The sequence below is a fragment of the Kineococcus sp. GCM10028916 genome, from assembly GCF_042674865.1.
GTDB lineage: Bacteria > Actinomycetota > Actinomycetes > Actinomycetales > Kineococcaceae > Kineococcus.
The window spans coordinates 672251-691002 of record NZ_JBHTFM010000003.1 but is presented as its reverse complement, the minus strand read 5'-3'; the positions used below and the strand labels follow the sequence as shown (position 1 = coordinate 691002).

The 18752-nt window shown below is 73.6% G+C and carries 15 protein-coding genes, 1 tRNA gene and 1 pseudogene; 2 read left to right on the top strand and 15 right to left on the bottom strand.

From position 1 onward, the window contains the following. Positions 1-3: 3 nt before the first annotated feature. Together ACFQ46_RS05865 and ACFQ46_RS05860 are read right to left on the bottom strand one after the other, a co-directional pair. On the bottom strand, positions 4-600 hold the full coding sequence (locus ACFQ46_RS05865; protein ID WP_380258080.1) for a DedA family protein: 597 nt from the start codon (positions 598-600) through the stop codon (positions 4-6). A 69-nt stretch (positions 601-669) separates the two neighbouring features. Then, positions 670-746: transfer RNA gene (locus ACFQ46_RS05860), tRNA-Thr, on the bottom strand. A gap of 229 nt (positions 747-975) precedes the next feature. On the opposite strand from ACFQ46_RS05860, the gene ACFQ46_RS05855 reads away from it, so the two are divergent. Then, positions 976-1347, top strand: a complete 372-nt coding sequence (locus tag ACFQ46_RS05855) for a VOC family protein (RefSeq protein ID WP_380258078.1) — start codon at positions 976-978, stop codon at positions 1345-1347. Here the strand turns inward: ACFQ46_RS05855 and ACFQ46_RS05850 are convergent. From ACFQ46_RS05850 to ACFQ46_RS05835, 4 genes and pseudogenes are all read right to left on the bottom strand, one after another. Further along, positions 1338-1988, bottom strand: a pseudogene (locus ACFQ46_RS05850) (alpha/beta fold hydrolase); the annotation flags it as partial. The gene ACFQ46_RS05855 and the pseudogene ACFQ46_RS05850 sit on opposite strands and share 10 nt — an antisense overlap. Positions 1989-2000: 12 nt before the next feature. Further along, the gene (locus ACFQ46_RS05845) at positions 2001-2162 is read right to left on the bottom strand and encodes an alpha/beta fold hydrolase (protein WP_380258076.1); all 162 of its coding nucleotides are present in this window, start codon (positions 2160-2162) and stop codon (positions 2001-2003) included. A 22-nt stretch (positions 2163-2184) separates the two neighbouring features. Then, complete coding sequence (locus tag ACFQ46_RS05840; protein WP_380258075.1) at positions 2185-3108, bottom strand: NAD(P)/FAD-dependent oxidoreductase; 924 nt, start codon at positions 3106-3108, stop codon at positions 2185-2187. Beyond that, complete coding sequence (locus ACFQ46_RS05835) at positions 3105-3836, bottom strand: class I SAM-dependent methyltransferase (protein WP_380258073.1); 732 nt, start codon at positions 3834-3836, stop codon at positions 3105-3107. Before ACFQ46_RS05835 ends, ACFQ46_RS05840 begins: the two co-directional genes overlap by 4 nt. Before the next feature lie 47 nt (positions 3837-3883). Between ACFQ46_RS05835 and ACFQ46_RS05830 the strand changes: the two genes are divergently transcribed. Beyond that, positions 3884-4456, top strand: coding sequence for a helix-turn-helix domain-containing protein (locus tag ACFQ46_RS05830; protein ID WP_380258070.1), 573 nt, complete (start codon positions 3884-3886; stop codon positions 4454-4456). A gap of 31 nt (positions 4457-4487) precedes the next feature. Here the strand turns inward: ACFQ46_RS05830 and ACFQ46_RS05825 are convergent, their stop codons facing one another. The 9 genes from ACFQ46_RS05825 to ACFQ46_RS05785 all read right to left on the bottom strand — a co-directional run bounded on the left by ACFQ46_RS05825 (position 4488) and on the right by ACFQ46_RS05785 (position 18683). After that, the gene (locus ACFQ46_RS05825) at positions 4488-5693 is read right to left on the bottom strand and encodes a sensor histidine kinase (protein WP_380258068.1); all 1206 of its coding nucleotides are present in this window, start codon (positions 5691-5693) and stop codon (positions 4488-4490) included. Positions 5694-5807: 114 nt separating this feature from the next. Beyond that, positions 5808-7355 (bottom strand): alpha/beta hydrolase, encoded by a 1548-nt coding sequence (locus ACFQ46_RS05820; RefSeq protein WP_380258066.1) that lies wholly within the window; start codon positions 7353-7355, stop codon positions 5808-5810. Positions 7356-7384: 29 nt separating this feature from the next. After that, a complete protein-coding gene (locus ACFQ46_RS05815) occupies positions 7385-8545 on the bottom strand; it encodes a DNA polymerase III subunit delta' (protein WP_380258064.1) in 1161 nt (386 codons plus the stop codon). After that, a complete protein-coding gene (gene tmk / locus ACFQ46_RS05810) occupies positions 8542-10596 on the bottom strand; it encodes a dTMP kinase (protein ID WP_380258062.1) in 2055 nt (684 codons plus the stop codon). Before tmk ends, ACFQ46_RS05815 begins: the two co-directional genes overlap by 4 nt. A gap of 86 nt (positions 10597-10682) precedes the next feature. After that, positions 10683-13520 carry a type I DNA topoisomerase gene (gene topA / locus ACFQ46_RS05805; protein WP_380258060.1) on the bottom strand — a complete coding sequence of 946 codons (2838 nt, stop codon included), beginning with the start codon at positions 13518-13520 and terminating at the stop codon, positions 10683-10685. A gap of 255 nt (positions 13521-13775) precedes the next feature. Then, complete coding sequence (locus tag ACFQ46_RS05800; RefSeq protein ID WP_380258058.1) at positions 13776-15305, bottom strand: methyltransferase; 1530 nt, start codon at positions 15303-15305, stop codon at positions 13776-13778. Between the two features lie 25 nt (positions 15306-15330). Further along, on the bottom strand, positions 15331-17679 hold the full coding sequence (locus ACFQ46_RS05795; protein ID WP_380258056.1) for a sodium-translocating pyrophosphatase: 2349 nt from the start codon (positions 17677-17679) through the stop codon (positions 15331-15333). Between the two features lie 163 nt (positions 17680-17842). Beyond that, a complete protein-coding gene (locus tag ACFQ46_RS05790; protein ID WP_380258053.1) occupies positions 17843-18268 on the bottom strand; it encodes an ATP-binding protein in 426 nt (141 codons plus the stop codon). Positions 18269-18314: 46 nt separating this feature from the next. Continuing rightward, positions 18315-18683: an STAS domain-containing protein gene (locus ACFQ46_RS05785; protein ID WP_328294444.1), complete on the bottom strand. Its 369-nt coding sequence runs from the start codon at positions 18681-18683 to the stop codon at positions 18315-18317. Between the last annotated feature and the right edge of the window lie 69 nt (positions 18684-18752).

Sequence of the window (18752 nt, the reverse complement as noted above, 5' to 3'; positions counted from 1 at the left end):
GGGTCAGCCGGCGCGCCGCCGCCGGACGAGGCCGACCACAGCCGAGGCCGCGACCCCGAACGCGATCGCGACGAGCGCCCCGACCCACGGGCGGTCGCTGACGCTGCGCCCGGCGAGGCCGATCGCGCTGTAGGCGAGCGCCCAGCAGGCCACCGGGACGACGTCGGCGACGGCGAAGCGCACGACCGGGTACTCCGTCGCGGCGGCCGCGGCCATCACCGGGATCCGCGCGCCCGGCAGCAGCCGTGACGTCGTGAGCGTCCCCACGTCGTGGCGCGCGAGGCGTTCCCCGAGGTCGTCGAGCCGGTCGTCCAGCCCGCCCGCGCGGCGGTGCAACCAGCGGCCCAGCCGGGTGTGGGACCCCTTGAGCAGCACCGCGTAGAGGACCAGGTCGCCCACGTAGGCGGCGGCTCCCCCGACGACGACGACCTCGCTCAGCGAGACCCAGGACCGGTGGTGGGCCAGCGCCGCCATCGCGCTCACCGCCGCCCCCGTCGGCAGGACCGGCAGCACCGCACCGACCACCACGGTCGCGAGGAGCACGCAGAGCGCCCAGAGCCAGTTGTCGGCGTGGGCGGCGGGGTCGAGGAGGTGGCTCACAGTGGGTTCAGGATCGCACCGCCCGGGAACGGCGAGAGGCCCGCCCCGCTGGTGCGGGACGGGCCTCCGTGGAGCCGCCTCGGGGAATCGAACCCCGGACCTACGCTTTACGAGAGCGTCGCTCTGGCCGACTGAGCTAAGGCGGCATCTTCAACTGCAGCGCCCTCACGGGCACGGTGAGTGAGCTTACAGGACGCCCCGGGTGCTCTTCACCTCCACCGCGTCTTCCGTCGCCGGCCGGGCGCTGCTAGCTTCCCGAGTGCGCCCTCAGGGCCCCGAGTCGCTGGGAGGTTCCGGTCAGACCCCGTCCGGGGGCGCGCGCACGAGCTCCTCCTCCGGCGACCCCGATCGCCGTGACCACCCGAGGAGCGCACCGTGCCCGCATCGTTCAACCACACCATCGTCGCCGCCCGCGACCGCCACGCGTCGGCGGCGTTCCTGCGCGACCTGATCGAACTCGCCCCGAGCTGGGGGCCGTTCACCAACCTGCAGCTGCCCGACGGCGTCCTGCTGCAGTTCGCCGAACCGCCCGTCGAGGAGATCCAGCCGCAGCACTACGCGTTCCTCGTCGACGAGGAGCTGTTCGACCGCGCCCACGCCCGCCTCCTCGCGCAGGGGCGCGAGCACTGGGCCGATCCGCAGCGCACCCGGCCCGGTGAGACGAACACCGAGCACGGCGGTCGCGGGGTCTACTTCCTCGACCCGGCCGGGCACTACCTCGAACTGACGACGCGTCCCTACCTCTGAGCGACCGCTCGCAGGACGCCCCGCACCAGGTCCCGGACCAGGTCGGGGCGTTCCAGCGACGGCAGGTGCGCCGTCCCGGGGAGTTCCGCCCGCACGGCACCGGGGATCCGCGCGGCGAGCTCCTCGGTGCGGGTCTGCAGGTAGCGCGCGTCGAGGTCGCCGCTCGCGAGCGTCACCGGGAGGTCGAGCTCGCCGAGGCGGGACCAGGCGTCGACGTCGGAACCGCCGTGCTCGGCGGCACCGGTGCGCAGGACGGTCCGGGCCATGTCGAGGAACAGCCCGCGCGCCACCCCGCCGACCCGGCCGGGTGCGGCGAGCGGACCGTCGAGCCAGAGTTCGGCCTCGAACTCCGCCGCACGGTCGAGGTCACCGGCCGCGACCGCCGCGTCCACCGCGGCGTCGAGTTCGAGCGTGCGGGGTTCCAGGTCCGCGACCGTCGGCGACGGGGCACCGCTCACGGCCGTCCCGATCAGCAGCAGGCCGGCGATCCGGTCGGGGAACTCCAGCGCCGCGTCCAGCGCGAGGCCGCCGCCCATGGAGTTCCCGACGAGGACCACGGGTTCCGGCGAGGTGGCGTCGAGCAGGGCCCGGAGGTCCTCGAGGTGGCTGAACGCCGTGCCGCTCAGGGCGGACTCCCCGAAACCCCGCCGGTCCTAGGTCAGCGTCGCGGTCCCGTCGGGCACCACGTCCCGCCAACTGCGCCGGTCCGCGACCCCTGCGTGCAGGAACACCACGAGCGGCCCCGAGCCGGGTCGGTGCTCGAACGCCAGAGCCACGCCGTCCACGTCACCGACCTCGATCCACTGCGTCTCCACCCACCCACCCTCCCACCGGTGATCAGCGGGCGAGGACGGCGGCACGCGCGTCCTCGGCGACGAGGTCGCCGTTGATCGCCGCGCCGGCGAGCACCCCCGAACCGCTGGCGGCGGCCACCATCGCCCCCAGGTCGGTGACGTTCCCGGCGGCGAAGACCCCGGGCACGTCGGTGACGCCCCCCGTCCCGGTCTGCACGAACTCCCCCAGCGGGTGCGGGGTGAGCTCCCCGCCGAGCTGGGCGAACAGGTCGCCCCGGGCGCGGAACCGGGGGGCGACGACGAGGGCCTGGACGGTCTCCGCCGTCTCGCCCAGGTCGAGGGTCAGGTTCCCGTCGGTGCCCGACACCCGGCGCACCTCACCGTGGACGACACGGACCCCGAGGGCCGCGAGCTGCCGTCGGGTCTCCTCCGGCACGTCGTCCAGGGTGTGCTGGAACAACGTCACGTCGGGCGACAGCTGCCGGAACAGCAACGTCTGGTGGAGGCTGTTCGGGCCGCTGCCGAGGACCCCGATCCGCTGCCCGCGGACCTCCCAGCCGTGGCAGTACGGGCAGTGCAGGACGCTGCTGCCCCAGAACTCCCGCACCCCCGGGACGTCGGGGAGTTCGTCGACGAGCCCGGACGCCAGCAGCACCCGCCGGGCGCGCACGGTCGTCCCGCCGAGCAGGACGAGCTCGAACCGGTCGTGCTCGCGCCGGGCGACGACGACCCGGTCGTCGACGAACCGGACCCCGTACCCCTCGGCCTCCCGTCGGCCCTCGGCGAGCAGGTCCAGCGGCCGGACCCCTTCCCGGCCGAGGACGTTGTGGGCGTGGTCGGAGACGCCGTTGCGGGGTTCACCGCCGTCGACCACGACGACGGAACGCACCGAGCGGGCCAACGCGATCGCGCCGGAGGTCCCCGCCGCGCCGGCCCCCACGACGACGACGTCGCAGTCGAGGGTCACCGGGCCACCTCCGCGACCCAGACGGTGCGGGTGACGCGGGGGGCGAACCCGTCGGGAACCTCCGGCAGGTCGATCCCGAACGCCTGGGCGAAGCGGTCGAACCAGAGCCGCGCGTAGCGGCGCGCCGTCGGGCCGTCGGGGGCGGTGGTGGTCAGGGACGTGCGGGTGACCGAGAACCCCGCGGCCTCCAGCACCGACTGCCACTCGGGGTAGTGGTTCCAGCCGGCCGCGGCGGCCGCGGCGTGCGCCCGGTCCTCAGGCTCCGAGGCGGTCAGGAACCGGGGCAACCCGTCGAGTTCCAGGACGACGAACACCCCGCCGGGGGCGAGCGCCGTGCGCACCCCGGCCAGCAGGGCGGCCGGGTCGGCGACGTGATGCAGCGACGAGGACGCCCACACCAGGTCCACCGGGCCCAGCGGCGGGAACCCCGCGTCGAGGTCGGCCTCGTGGACGTCGAAGCCCTGCTGCCGCAGCCGCTCCGCCATCGCGGGGGAGTTGTCGACGGCGGTGAGGTGGGCGTCGGGGAAGCGGGACCGCAGCAGACGGGTCCCCGTCCCGGTCCCGGCGCCGAGGTCGACGACGCGGCGCGGGGTCGTCACGGGGACGAGGTCGAGGGCTTCGCCGAGCTGGGCGCCGAAGACCTCCGCGTCGAGGTCGAGCACCGACTCCTGCTCACCGTGCTCGTGTTCGTGCCCGTGCCCGGTTCTGTGGGGTGCGTGGTGGTCCATGCCGCCACGGTAGGCGGGTCCTGCGTCCAGCGCATAGAGTCTTGCGCATGGAGCAAGACATCGACGCGATCATCCGCGGACGCATCCGCGGCCTCCGCCTGGCCAAGGGCTGGTCGCTCGACTCCCTCGCCGCCCGCTGCTTCATGAGCCCCTCGACGCTCAGCCGGATCGAGACCGGTCACCGCCGGATCGCCCTCGACCAGCTCGTCCCCCTGGCCCGGGCCCTGGACACCACCCTCGACGACCTCGTCGACACCACCGGCACCGACGACGTGGTCATCCGCGCCCTCCCCCAGCACCGCCCCGGGGTCACCACCTGGCTGCTGTCGAGGGAACGTGCCGTCGCCGGGGTGACGGTCGCGAAGGCCCGCATCAGCGCCGACCACGTCACCACCGGCGAACCCCGGATCCACCCCGGCCGCGAGTGGTTCACCGTCCTCGCCGGGCGGGCCCGTCTGGAACTCGGCGACCGGACGTTCCTCGTGAACCCGGGCGAGGCCGCGGAGTTCGACACCATGACCCCGCACCGGATCGGCGTCGACCCCGGCGCCGGCGACCTGGAACTGCTGTCGATCTTCGACCGCGACGGCGAGCGGACCCACCTGCACACCGACGACTGACCCCAGCCGGCCACGGACACTGCAGCGGGGACTACCGCGGCCAGGGCATCCGCGCGCAGACCTCGAACCCGGCGCCGAGCGGACCCGACCGCAACCGGCCGCCGACGAGCGCGACCCGCTCGGCGAGACCGACGAGTCCGAAACCCGAGACGGGCGCCGCACCGACGACGACGGGGACCGGGCCCGACCCCAGCGGCTGGTCCACCACCGAGACCAGCAGGGACCGCCCGCGTCGACCCTCCACCAGCACGCGCACGCGGTGCCCCGACGCGTGCTTCCGGACGTTCGTCAGCGCTTCCTGCACGACGCGGAACGCCGTGCGGCCCAGCGCTTCGGGCACGAGGGCGAGGTCCGGCAACCGGACGTCGAGGTCGACGGTGAACCCCAGCGAGGAGACCTCCGCGACGAGTTCCGGGAGGTCCGCCAGGGTCGGCTGCGGCCGCGGGACCGCCGCGGGTTCCACGCTCTGGCGCAGCACCCCGAGGATGTCGCGCAGGTCCTCCAGCGCGGCGTGCGCGGAACGCCGGATCGTCGCCGCCGAGTTCACCACCTCGGGATCGCCGGAACCCTCCAGCCGCAGTTCCAGCGCCCCCGCGTGCATGCTGACCAGCGAGATCCGGTGGGCCAGGACATCGTGCATCTCGCGCGCGATGCGGGACCGTTCGACCGTCCTGGCCTGCTCCGCGCGCAGTTCCTGCTCGGCCCGGGCGCGGACGGCCTGCTCACGCCAGGACGCGGCCAGTTCCCGCCGGCTGCGGACGTACATCCCCCAGGCCAGCACCGGCAGCAGGATCCCGACCTGGCTGAGCACCAGCAGCCACCAGGCCAGGCCCGGGTCCGGCCACAGCGCCGACTGGGTCAGCCCGGCCGCCGCCGACGCCGCCGTGACGGTGGCCGCCGTCGGCCAGCGGCGACGGACGGCCACCGAGAACACCGCCACCACCGAGGCGACCGCGACGGCCAGGGAGAGCACCGAGGCGAGGACGAGCACGCCGGCGACCAGCACCGGCCGGCGGCGGCGCAGGAACAGCAACGGCGTGCAGACGAGGCCGAGCAGCGCGTCGAGGGCGATCCAACCGTCGGCCCGCTGCCCCGGGGCCTCGTCCAGGCCGACCCCGATGAGCACGGCCCCGAGGCTCCAGCAGACCAGGACGACGAGCACGTCACCGGTGATCCGCAGCGCGCGCCCCCAGCGTCCCGGGACGCCGAACCCGACGGAGAGGTTCGTTGCGGTCACCTCGTCACCGTAGGTGTCCGCCGACGCGGTGTCGTGGGCCGAACGTCGCGGTCGATCGCGCCGCGGGTCGTAGCCGCCGCGCAGTCGGGGTCGGGGTCGAGGTCGAGGTCGGGGTCAGGAGCAGGTCGTGCCCTCGTCCGGCTGGACACCGGACACGACGTAGGTGTCGACGGCGGCGTCGATGCACTTCGACCCCATGCCGTAGGCGGTGTGCCCGTCACCGTCGTAGGTCAGCAGCCTCCCCGAGGACAGTTCGCCCGCGACGTTCTCCGCCCACCGGTACGGCGTGGCCGGGTCCCGCGTGGTGCCGACGACGAGGATCGGACCCGCCCCCTCCGCGTGCAGCGCGCGGGCCTCCCCCACGGGGGCGATGGGCCAGTTCGTGCAGGCCAGACCGCCCCAGGCCAGGAACGGCCCGAACGTCGGCGACGTCGCCGCGAACTGCGCCGCGGTCGCCTCGACCTGCGGCAGCGTCTCGGCGTCGTCGCGGTCCAGGCAGTTCACGGCGTAGATGACCGTGCTGGAGTTGTCGAGGTAGGCGCCGTTCGCGCCGCGGTGGGCGTAGGCGTCGGCGAGGGTCAGCAGCGCCGTCCCGTCCCCCGCGAACGCGCTCTTCAGCGCGGCCGACAGCTGCGGCCACAACGACTCCGCGTAGAGCGGGTAGGCGACGCCGAGGTAACCGAGCCCCTGCACCAGGTCCCGCTTCGAGCTCGTCGGCAGGGGCTTCGCGTCGAGGGCGTCGAGGAACGCGCGGACCTGCGCGACACCGTCGTCGACGCTGCCGGTCAGCGGGCAGTCGTCGCCGTCCTGGCACCCCTGCACGTAGGAGCGCAACGCCACCTCGAACCCGGCGGCCTGTCCCTCGTTGACCTGCACGCTGCTCAGCGCGGGGTCGAGGACCCCGTCGAGCACGAACCGGCCGACGCGCTGCGGGAACAGCTCGGCGTACCAGTCGCCGAGGTAGGTGCCGTAGGACTTGCCGAGGTAGTTCAGCCTGTCGTCGCCGAGGGCGGCGCGCAGGACGTCCATGTCCTTCGCCGCGGAGCGGGTGTCGACGTGCGCGGCGAGTTCCCCCGCGGCCGCGCACCCGGCGCCCAGCGCGGTCGTCTGCTCGCCCAGCGCGGCCACCTCGGCCGGGTCGTCCGGGGTGGGGTCGGTGGCGAGGAACCGGTCGATCGCGCTGGCGGGCAGGCACTGCAGGGGCGCCGACGTCCCCACCCCGCGGGGGTCGAAGCCGACGACGTCGAAGTGGTTCCGAACGGCGTCGGAGGTGACGTTCTCGGCGGCGCGGGCGTACTCGACACCGGAGGCGCCCGGCCCGCCCGGGTTCAGGACGAGCGAGCCCAGCCGGTCGTCACCCACGGCCGCCGTCCGCAACCGCACGACGGCCAGCGAGATCGTCGCGCCCTGCGGGGCGGCGTAGTCGAGCGGGACCGTCAGCTGCGAGCACTGGAACCCGCCGGAGCAGTCGGCCCACTGCAGGTCCTGGTCGTAGAAGGCCGCCAGCGACGGGTCGGTCGCGGGTTCGCTCGCGACGCTGGACGCCGTGCCCACCGGGGAGGGTTGCGGGTCGGAGCCGCCGAAGGCCGAGCACCCGGCCAGCAGGACGACGGCGAGGGGCACCGCGGCCCGGCGCGGCAGAACTCCTCGGGTGCTGCGCATGGTGTTCCCACCGTACGGGACGGGCCGGGTCAGCGGTTCGGTGCCCGCAGGGTCAGCGCCAGCGCCTCGATCGCCAGCAGCGGGGCGACGTTCTGCGCCAGCCGCTCGCGCGCGAGCTGCACCGCGTCGGCCCGGCGCAGGGTGTCCTCGGGGGTCGAGCCCTCGGCCATCGCGCGGATCTCGCCGGTCATGTCGGAGTTCACCAGGTCCACCGGGGCCCCGAGCTGCACGACGAGGACGTCGCGCAGCAGGCCGAGCAGGTCGACGAGCGAGCGGTCGAGGACGTCGGTCTGGTGCCGGCGCGCCCGCCGCTTCTGGTCCTCCTCGAGCTGGCGGACCTGGGCCCGCACGGCCGGGGGGACGGTCGCGACGCCGTCGGCGCCGAGGGCCCGCAGCAGGTTCGCCTTCTCCTGGGCGTCGCGTTCGGTGGTCGAGGAGCCGGCCTCCTCGGCCGCGACCTCGACGAGCTCCCCGGCCGCGACGACGGCGTCGCCCACCCCGCGCAGCCGCTGCGGCAACCGCAGGACCTCACGCCGCCGGATGCGGGCGCCCTCGTCACGGGCCAGGCGCCGGGCCAGGCCGACGTGGCTCTGCGCGGCGCGGGCCGCGAAGGCGGCCATCACGGGGTCGATCCCGTCCCGGCGCACCAGCAGCTCCGCGACGGCGTCCGCGGGCGGGATCCGCAGCGGCACGTGCCGCGAGCGCGAACGGATCGTCGGCAGCACGTCGTCGACGGCCGGCGCGCAGAGCAGCCACACCGTCTGCGGCGGCGGTTCCTCGATGGTCTTCAGCAGGACGTTGCCGGACGTCTCGTTGAGCCGGTCGGCGTCCTCGATGACGATGACCCGCCAGCGCCCCACCGACGGACGGCGCTGGGCGGTCTGGATCAGCGGTTCGACGTTCTCGCGGCGGATCCAGGTGTGCTCGGTCGTGAAGACCGTGACGCTGGCGTGCGACCCGGCCAGCGCCGTCCGGCAGCCGCTGCACACCCCGCAGCCGATCTCGACCGGGTCCTCGCACTCCAGCGCCGCCGCGAAGGCGCGCGCCGCGGTGGACCGCCCCGACCCCGGCGGGCCGGTGAGCAGCCAGGCGTGGGTCATCCCGTTGGTCCCCCGCCGGGCGGCGAGCGCCGCCCGGGCGAGGACCTCGACGGCCGGCCCCTGCCCGACGACGTCGTCCCAGACGCTCACCGCGCGGCCACCCTGGCCGGTTCGGGCAGCCGGGTCGCGAGGTGGGTGCGCAGCTTCTCCTGCACGGTCCCGGGCGAGGCGGTCGCGTCGAGCACGAGGTAGCGCCCGGGGTCGCGGGCGGCCAGCAGCAGGAACTGCTCGCGCACCCGGGCGTGGAAGGCCTGCGACTCCGCCTCCATCCGGTCGTCGGCGGCGCGCCCGGCCCGGCGGGCGGCGGCGGTGACCGGGTCGACGTCGAGGACGACGGTGACGTCGGGCAGCAGGCCCTCGGTGGCCCAGCCCGACAGCCGCTCGACCTCGTGGGCGGGCAGGTCGCGACCCGCGCCCTGGTAGGCGAGGGAGGAGTCGACGTAGCGGTCGCTCAGCACGACGGCCCCGCGGGCCAGCCCGGGCCGGACGACCTCCGCGACGTGCTGGGCGCGGTCGGCGGCGAAGAGCAGGGCCTCGGCGCGCGGGCTCAGCGGCTGCTCGTCCCCGCGGTGGCTGAGCAGGACCTCGCGCAGTTCCCGACCGGTCGCCGTGCCGCCGGGTTCGCGGGTGATCACGACCTCGTGGCCGAGGCCCTCCAGCCACTCGGCGAGCAACCTCGCCTGGGTCGTCTTGCCCGACCCGTCGCCGCCCTCGAAGGCGACGAAGCACCCGCCACCGGTGCGCGCCGTGCGGGCGGGAGCGTCGAGGGCGGGCGTCTCCCCGTGCCGGAAGGCGTCGAGGAGGTCGGCCCAGAGGCTGGTGCCGCGACGGTCGTCCATCTGGCGCAGCGAGACGAACCCGGCGATCCCGGTGATCACGCCGGCGACGGCCATCGCGAGGGAGGCCCCGGAGTACGTCACCGACCAGTGCGCGCTGGGGGCGATCGTGCGGTCGCCGAGGAAGCGCGCCACCCACGGGGCGACGAGCATGACGGCGATGATCACGACGCGGGTGCTGGAGCCGACGAAGGAGAACGTCCGGCCGCGGACGTCGTCGTCGACCTCGAGGCCGAGCAGCGTGTACGCCGAGACGTAGGCGAGCCCGGTGAACAGCCCCAGCGCGACGACGAAGAGGGAGGCGACGACGATGTTGCCGACGAGAGCGACGAGCACGAGGGCGACCCCGGCCGCGGACAGCGCCAGCCCGAAGGTGCGCCGGCGGCTCAGCCCGGACAGCCAGCGCGGCCCCTGCCAGACCCCGAGCGCGACCCCGGCGAAGACGGCCATCACCACGACGCCGTAGCCCGGGTCACCCGCGCCGAGCCCGGTCACGAAGGCCCGGCCGAGACCGAGCACGACCCCGCCGGCGCCGAAGGCGACGAGCATCCCGAAGACGAGGCCGCGCAGCAGCGGGGAGCCCCCGACGAACTTCCAGCCCTCGACGATGTCGCGGCCCAGCGTCGGGGCGAGCCCGCCCTCGCGCGGACGCGGTGGGCGCGGCGGGATGTCCAGGCGCCAGATGACCACGGCGGCGATGAGGAAGGTGAACGCGTTGACGTACATCGCGAGGTTGGACTGGTTGCCCTTGAGGAAGGGCAGGGCGTTGTCCAGGACCCCGGTGAGCAGCGTCAGCAGGATGAAGGCGAGCCCGGCGACCGGGGCGGAGCCGTAGGTCGCGACGAGGCTGATCTGGTTGGCGACCTCGAGGCGTTCCTTCGGCACCAGGTTCGGCACCGTCGCGTCCTTGGCCGGACCCCAGAACAGCGTCACCAGCTCGATGAGCAGCGTCGCGACGAAGAGCCAGGTGAGGCTGCCCACGATGGGGATGGAGATGAAGAGACCGAAGCGCAGCACGTCCCCGACGACCATCGTCGCCCGCCGGTCGAGGCGGTCGGCCAACGCTCCGGCCAGCGGCCCGAGGAGGGCGGCCGGGGCCAGCTGGAGGATGAAGACCGTCGAGACGGCGACGCTGGTCTGGGTCGAGTTCCCCACCGTCAGCCCGGCGGCCGTGCCCAGCTTGGCCAGCATGCCCAGCCAGTCGCCGAAGCTGGAGAGCATGAGCGAGAGCCACATGCGGCGGAAGTCGGGGTACTGACGCAGCAACGCCCGGACGTCGTGGTCGGGCGCCGCGGTGTCAGTCACGTCGTCAGGGTAGATGCCCCGTCCGACACACCCCGCCCTCCGCCCGTGATCTTGCTGGGACTCCCAGCAAGATCACGGATGGGGGGTCAGGCGTCGGAGGCGACGGTCTTCTTCGCAGCCGTCTTCTTGGCCGCGGTCTTCGTGGCGGTCTTCTTCGCGGTCGTCTTCTTGGCCACCGTCTTGCGCGCGGTCTTCTTGACCGGCCCCTTGGCCCGCTTCTCGGCGAGCAGCTCGGCGGCGCGTTCCAGCGTCACCGTCTCGGGGTCGTCGTCCTTGCGCAGGGTGGCGTTGGTGGTGCCGTCCGTCGCGTACGGGCCGAATCGGCCGTCCTTGATCACGATGGGCTGACCGGACTCGGGGTCCGCGCCGAGCTCCTTGAGCGGGGGCTTGGCGACCTGGCCGCGGCGCATCTTCGGCTGGGCGTAGATCGCGAGGACCTCGGGCAGGGTGATCGAGAAGATCTGGTCCTCGGACTCCAGCGACCGGGAGTCCGTGCCCTTCTTCAGGTACGGGCCGTAGCGGCCGTTCTGCGCGGTGATCTCGTCACCGGACTCGGGGTCGGCGCCGACGACGCGCGGCAGCGACAGCAGCTGCAGGGCCTGCTCGAGGGTGACGGACTCCACCGACATGTCCTTGAACAGCGACCCCGTGCGCGGCTTCGCCTTCACGGCCTTCTTCGCTGCGCGCTTCTTCGGCGCACCCTCGACCGGCGGTTCCGGCGCGGGTTCGTCCTCGACGAGCTCGGTGACGTAGGGGCCGTAGCGGCCGACGCGGGCCACGATCGTGCGCCCCGACTCCGGGTCCTGCCCCAGGACGTTGTCGCCCTCGGACTGCGTCGTGAGCAGCTCGTAGGCCTTGTCGACGGTCATCTCGTCGGGCGCGATGTCCTCGGGGACGGAGGCCTTGAGCAGCTCCCCGGTCTCGCGGTCCGGGCCCTCGAGGTAGGGGCCGTAGCGCCCGACCCGCAGGACGATGCCCTCACCGATGGGGATGGTCGAGATCTCGCGGGCGTCGATCGCCCCGAGGTCGTCGGCGAGGCCCTTGATGCCGTTGAGCGCGGTCGCGCCGCCGCTGGACCCGTCCGGGTTCGGCGGGGTCGCGACGGCGCCGCCGGCCGGGCCGTCGGCGCCGAAGTAGAACTTCGTCAGCCAGTCGACGCGTTCGGCCTCACCGCGCGAGATCGCGTCGAGGTCGTTCTCCATCTCGGCCGTGAAGTCGTAGTCGACGAGCTTGGGGAAGTGCTCCTCGAGCAGGCGCGTCACGGCGAAGGCCAGCCACATCGGCACCAGGGCGTTGCCCTTGTACTGCACGTAGCCGCGGTCGACGATGGTCGAGATGATCGAGGCGAAGGTCGAGGGACGCCCGATCCCCTTCTCCTCCAGCGCCTTCACCAGGCTCGCCTCGGTGTAGCGGGCGGGCGGGGAGGTTTCGTGCCCGGCGGTCGCGAGGTCGGAGGCGCGCAGGGCGTCCCCCGCGCTGACCTGGGGCAGGCGACGGTCGTCGTCACCGCTGTCGGTGTCCGCGTCGCGGGTCTGGTCGCGACCCTCCTCGTAGGCGGCGAGGAAACCGCGGAAGGTGATGATCGTGCCCGAGGCGGAGAACTCGGCGTCGCGGCCGTCGGCCGTGGTCGCCCCGAGACGGACGGTCGCGGTGGTGCCGCGGGCGTCCTGCATCTGCGACGCGACGGTGCGCTTCCAGATCAGGTCGTACATCCGGAAGTCGTCGCCGCGCAGCTCACCGGAGACCTGCGCGGGGGTGCGGAACGTCTCCCCCGCGGGACGGATGGCCTCGTGGCCCTCCTGCGCGTTCTTCGACTTCGACGCGTACGCGCGCGGCTGCTCCGGCACGTACTCGTTGCCGTAGAGCTCCCGCGCCTGCGCCCGGGCCGCCGACAGCGCCTGCGAGGACAGCTGGATGGAGTCGGTACGCATGTAGGTGATGTAGCCGCGCTCGTAGAGGCCCTGCGCGGTGCGCATGGCCTGGCGGGCGTTGAGACGCAGCTTGCGCGACGCCTCCTGCTGCAGCGTGGAGGTGATGAACGGCGCCGCCGGACGGCGGGTGTACGGCTTCTCCTCCACCCCGCGCACGGCGAAGCTCGCGTCGGCGAGCCCGTCGACGAGGGCCTGGGCGGCGGGGACGTCGAGGTGCGCCACGTTCTGGCTCTTGAGCCGGCCGTCGTCGCCGAAGTCGCGGCCCGTGGCCACGCGCTTGCCGTCAAGGCTGGACAGGCGGGCCCCGAACGCGCCGTCGTCGGCCGTGAAGGTGCCCGTGACGTCGGCGTAGCTCGCGGCGACGAACGCCATCCGCTCGCGCTCGCGCTCGACGCAGAGGCGGGTCGCGACGGACTGGACGCGGCCGGCGGAGAGCCCCGCGCGGACCTTGCGCCACAGCACGGGCGAGAGCTCGTAGCCGTAGAGGCGGTCGAGGATGCGGCGGGTCTCCTGCGCGTCGACCATGCGGTCGTCGATGTCGCGCAGCTCGCCGACGGCCTGCTGGATCGCCTCGCGGGTGATCTCACCGAAGACCATGCGGCGGTAGGGGACGCGCGGTTCGAGGGCCTGCACGAGGTGCCAGGCGATGGCCTCGCCCTCGCGGTCGCGGTCGGTGGCGAGGATGAGCTCGTCGGCGTCCTTGAGGGCGCGCTTGAGCTCGTTGACCTTCTTCTTCTTGTCGTCGTCGACGACGTAGTACGGCTCGAAGCCGTGGTCGACGTCGACCGCGAACTTCCCGTACGGGCCCTTCTTGACGTCGTCGGGCAGCTGGGAGGGCTGAGGGAGGTCACGGATGTGGCCGTAGCTGGCCTCCACCTGGTAACCCGGCCCGAGGTACGTCGAGATCTTGTCGATCTTGCTCGGCGACTCGACGATCACCAGTCGGCGCAGTCCGTCGCCGGACGCTCGCGTTCCCTGGGACTTGCCCGCCACTGGTCCTGCCTCTCACCTTCGACTTCTCGTCCACCCTGCTCGGGTGTCGGGCGCGGCCCGCCGGGCCGTCACACCCTGTGCACTCTCGCACGCCGTGCTGCCACTGCGTGCATCGAACGAGCGCGCTGACAATGTCGCACGCCGCGTCGCACCCTCCGCAACCGGCGCTCGTCCCGCGCCCTCCGGGGTGGGACCGTTGACGCATCGGGCCAACAGGTTCGGCCCGTTGCGTCTACGGTCCAACCCCCGACCGCCTCAGGGAAGCAGCAGGATCCCGTCGGCGATCAGGTCGCGGACGCGGGGGTAGAGGCGGGTGCGGACCTCGCCGACCGCCTCCTCCCCCAGCACGGCGAGCCCGGCGGTGATCTGGCCCACGGTCAGCTCCCCGTCGCAGGCCCCGACGAGTCCCGCGAGGTCGCCGTCGACCTGCGCGACGTGGCGCAGTCCGCCGCCCTGGCGCAGCAGCACGATCCGCGGGTCGGGGTCCCCGGGGGTGTGGAAGCGCTCGTCGGTGACGTCGGGCGCGACCTGGAGGGTGAGGTCACCGAGGTCGTCCGGGTCGGCGAGCCCGGCGAGGCGGTCGTGCACGGCCAGCCCGGCCGCGAACACCTCGCCCAGCGGGTCGGAGAGCGTCGCGAAGTTCTCCTCGAAGCGGCGCAGCGGGGCTCCGGAGCGCAGCGGCCGGCGCAGCGTCAGCACCCCGAACCCGACCCCGGTGACCCCGCGGGCGGCGAAGTCGTCGAGCCAGGCCGTGTACAGCTCGTCGAAGCGGGGGCCGGACTTCTGACCGCCGTCGCGGATCCACGTCTCGGCGTACAGCGCCGGGTCGGCGACCTCGCGCTGGACGACCCAGGCGTCCAGCCCGGTCCCCGCCAGCCACTCCTCCAGGCGCTGGGACCAGCTCTGCCCGTCGTGCAGTTCCCAGTTGCCCAGCAGCTGCGCGACGCCGCCCGGCGCGAGCACCTCGCCCACGCCGCCGACGAGGCGCTGCACGAGGGAGTCGCCCGGCATCCCGCCGTCGCGGTACTCGTAGGTCGGCACCGCGTCGGTGCGCGGGGTGATGACGAACGGCGGGTTGGAGACGACGAGGTCGAAGCGCTCCCCCGCCTCGACGGGGTCGAAGAGCGAGCCCTGGCGCAGGTCGAGGGCGACCTCGTTGAGCGCGGCGTTGACGGCGGCGAGGTCGAGCGCGCGCTCGGAGGTGTCGGTGGCCGTGACCCGGCAGGAGTGCCGGGAGGCGTGCAGCGCCTGGATGCCGCAGCCGGTGCCGAGGTCGAGGACGCGCTCGACCGGGGTGCGGATCGTCGCCGAGGCCAGCGTCAGCGACGCGCCGCCGACGCCCAGGACGTGGTCGGCGGACAGCGCCTCCCCCGTCGCGAGTTCGCCGAGGTCGCTGACCAGCCACCAGTGCGCGGTCCCGGCGGCGTCGTCGACGGAGTACGGCCGGAGGTCGACGAGGGGTTTCACCTCGTCGTCGGGGGCCGGGCCCGCGGCCCGGACCAGCCCGAGCCGTTCGGCCCCGGCGGTCCCGGTCCGCGGCAGCGCCGCGTCCAGGGCGGCCCGGGTCACGGCCCGCCCGAGGGTCGTGACCCGCAGCAGGACGGCCGCGGGATCGCTCGACCCCTCCGTCGCCCGCAGCGCGGGCAGGGACTGCTCCCGGTCCAGCGCCGCCGAGGCGACGTCGCCGACGAGCGCACCGACCCCGTCCACGGTGTAGTTCGCGGCCTGCAGGTCCGCCCGCAGGCCGGCGACGAGGACGCGGGGGTCGGTGCTGGGAGTGCTCACGTCGGGCGAGTCTGCCGCACCCGCCTCACGGCAGGCGTTCGACGTTCTCCTGGGTGCGCAGGTCCAGGTCCGCCGCGGAGCCCGTGGGAGCGGCCATGTCGACCTGCCGGAGCTTGCTGACGGCGACCGCGACGACGATGATCACCGTCGCCACGATCGCGATCCCGTAGCGCAGCCACGCGTTCGCGTCGGCCCCGATGGACAACGTCACGACGGCTGGGGCGATGAGCAGGGCGACGAGGTTCATCACCTTGATGAGCGGGTTGATCGAGGGCCCGGCGGTGTCCTTGAACGGGTCACCGACGGTGTCGCCGATGACGGTCGCCTCGTGCGCCGCGGACCCCTTCCCGCCGTGCAACCCGTCCTCGACGAGCTTCTTGGCGTTGTCCCAGGCCCCACCGGAGTTCGCGAGGAAGACCGCCATCAGCACGCCCGCCCCGATCGCGCCGCCGAGGAAACCGGCCAGCGGGGCGACCCCGAGCCCGAAGCCGACGGCGATCGGGGCGAAGGCGGCGAGCAGGCCTGGCGTCGCGAGCTCGCGCAGTGCGTCGCGGGTGCAGAGGTCCACGACCCGGCCGTGGTCGGGCTTCTCCGTCCCGTCCATGATCCCGGGGTGCTCGGCGAACTGCCGCCGGACCTCGAGGACGACCGCCCCGGCGGAGCGGCCGACGGCGTTGATGGCCAGACCCGCGAAGAGGAACACGACGGCCGCGCCGAGCAGGACCCCGACCAGCGTCGTCGGCGTCGAGACGCTGAAGTCGCCGATGGTGCGCTGCAGGTACTGCGACGGGGTCTCGATCGCGACCGCGACCTCGTTGATCCGGGTGAGGACGGCGTCCTGGTAAGAGCCGAACAGCGCCGTCGCGGCGAGCACCGCGGTCGCGATGGCGATCCCCTTGGTGACCGCCTTGGTGGTGTTGCCGACGGCGTCGAGCTCGGTGAGGACCGCGGCCCCCTCCTCATCGACGTCCCCGCTCATCTCGGCGATGCCCTGGGCGTTGTCGCTGACCGGCCCGAAGGTGTCCATCGCGACGATGACCCCCACGGTCGTCAGCAACCCGCACCCGGCCAGCGCCACCAGGAACATCGCCAGCGCGAGGACCCCGCCGGCGAGGACGAAGGCGAAGAACACCGCCCCGGCGATGACGAGGGTCGTGTAGACGGCGGACTCCAGTCCGAGACCGATCCCGGAGAGCAGGACGGTCGCCGCGCCCGTCGTCGACGCGTTCGCGACGTCGCGCGTGGGCTTCGACTCGGTGCCGGTGTAGTGACCGGTGAGGAAGAGGATGAGGACCGCGAGCAGGATCCCCAGCAGCACCGCCGCGGAGGCGATGAGCCGGGGGTCGCCGTTGAGGCCCGCGACGCTGGGGTCGGCGCCGGCGAACCCGGAGAAGCGGGAGGGGAGGTAGGCGTAGCACGCGACCGCGGAACCGAGCAGGGCGATGCCCGCGGAGAGGTAGAAGCCGTTCTGGATGGAGGTGAGCCCGCTGACCCCGGGCCGGGCCCGGACCAGGACGACCCCCAGCGCGGCCGTGATGGCCCCGATGGCCGGGATGAGCAGCGGCAGGACGAGTCCGTCCTCCCCGACGGCGGTGCTGCCGAGGATGACCGCGGCGACGATCGTGACGGCGTAGGACTCGAAGAGGTCGGCCGCCATGCCGGCGCAGTCGCCGACGTTGTCGCCGACGTTGTCGGCGATGGTGGCCGGGTTGCGCGGGTCGTCCTCGGGGATGCCCTTCTCGATCTTCCCGACGAGGTCGGCACCGACGTCGGCGGCCTTGGTGAAGATGCCGCCGCCGACGCGCATGAACATCGCCAGCAGCGCGGCGCCGAAACCGAAACCCTCCAGGACGGTGGGGGCGTCGGGACCGAAGGCGAGGACGGCGATCGACGCGCCCAGCAGACCCAGCCCGACCGTCGTCATCCCGACGACTCCACCGGTGCGGAACGCGATCCGCATGCCGGTCTCCCGGCCCCCGACGCCCTGGCGGGCCGCGGCCGCGACGCGCAGGTTGGCGCGCACCGCGAGCGACATCCCGAGGTAGCCGATGGCCGCCGAGAACACCGCGCCCAGCACGAAGGCGCCACTGCGGGCGATGCGCAGGTCCCAGCCGCCGGCGGGCAGCGCCAGCAGCAGGAGCAGCACGGCCACGGCGAACCAGACCAGCGTGCGGAACTGCCGCCGCAGGTAGGCCGCGGCGCCGTTCTGCACGGCACCGGCGATCTCCTGCATGCGTTCGGTGCCCTCGCCGGCCTCCAGCACCTGTCGTCGGAAGACCCAGGCGGCGACCAGCGACAGGACAGCGACGACCGCGACGGCGATCGCGATGCTCTGCGCGGAACTCGACAGGTTCACGGGCACGGTGGGGGGCATCCGTCCTCCTCGACGTGTGATGACCTTGACACGCAGCGTAGGGCCGCACCGCCGAGAGTGCTACACCGTGCGATCGCCGATGATCACGGCGTCGTCGGGAGGCGTGCGGTCCGGGCGTGAGGTCACCGCGCGCACGAGGGCACGGCGGAAGGGGCGACGCGCGTCAGTGCGCGTAGTGCCCGGGGCCCTCGACGGCCTGACGGGTCCAGCTGAGGGCGACGCCGTCCGCGGACGCCGTCTGCTCGGTGGTGTCGGCCATGCCGGCCATCAGCGCCAGCGAGAGGGAGTCCGTCTCGGAGAGGTCGGATCCCGTGTCGGGCAGCGGGTCGCCGTGCGCGTCGCACTGCACGACCGTCACGTCGAGGCGGTCCTGGTCGTCGCACAACCGCATGTCGACGAGACCGACGGGCGGGGCGGAGGTCCGGGTGCCACCGGCGACGGCGCGCGCGCACGCCTCGCCGATGGCGATCCGGATCTCGTCGAGCTGGTTCTCGCCGAACCCGGCCCGCCGGGCCACGGAGACCGCCACGAGCCGAGCGGTGCGAACGTGCTCGGCGAGCGGGGAGAACCGCAGGGTGACGGTGGGCACGGGTTCGACGATTCCTGTTGCTCGAGGGGATCCGGGGCTTGCTCGGTCAGGACGAGGCGTTGGCCTCGTCCGTCGCCGACGAGGCGGCGATCGCGTCGGCCACGGTGTCGTGGATCGGGAAGACCTTGGTCAGCCCCGTGATCCGGAACACCTTGAGGATCTTCTCGCGCTGGCACACGAGGTGCAGCGAGCCGTCGTGCGAACGGACCCGCTTGAGGCCTCCGACGAGGACACCGAGCCCGGTGGAGTCGAGGAACTCGACACCCTCCATGTCCACCACCAGGTGGTGGTGGCCGGCCCCGACGAGCTCGTTCAACCGCTCGCGCAAGGTCGGTGCCGTGTACACGTCGATCTCGCCGGACACCTCGACGACAGTCCGGCCGCTCTCCTCGCGACTGGTCACCGACAGGTCCACTGGGACCCCTCCTCGCTGCTGGTTGTTGCTCGCTGGTCGCGGAGCAGACGTGCGTGCTCTGGGCTGCCT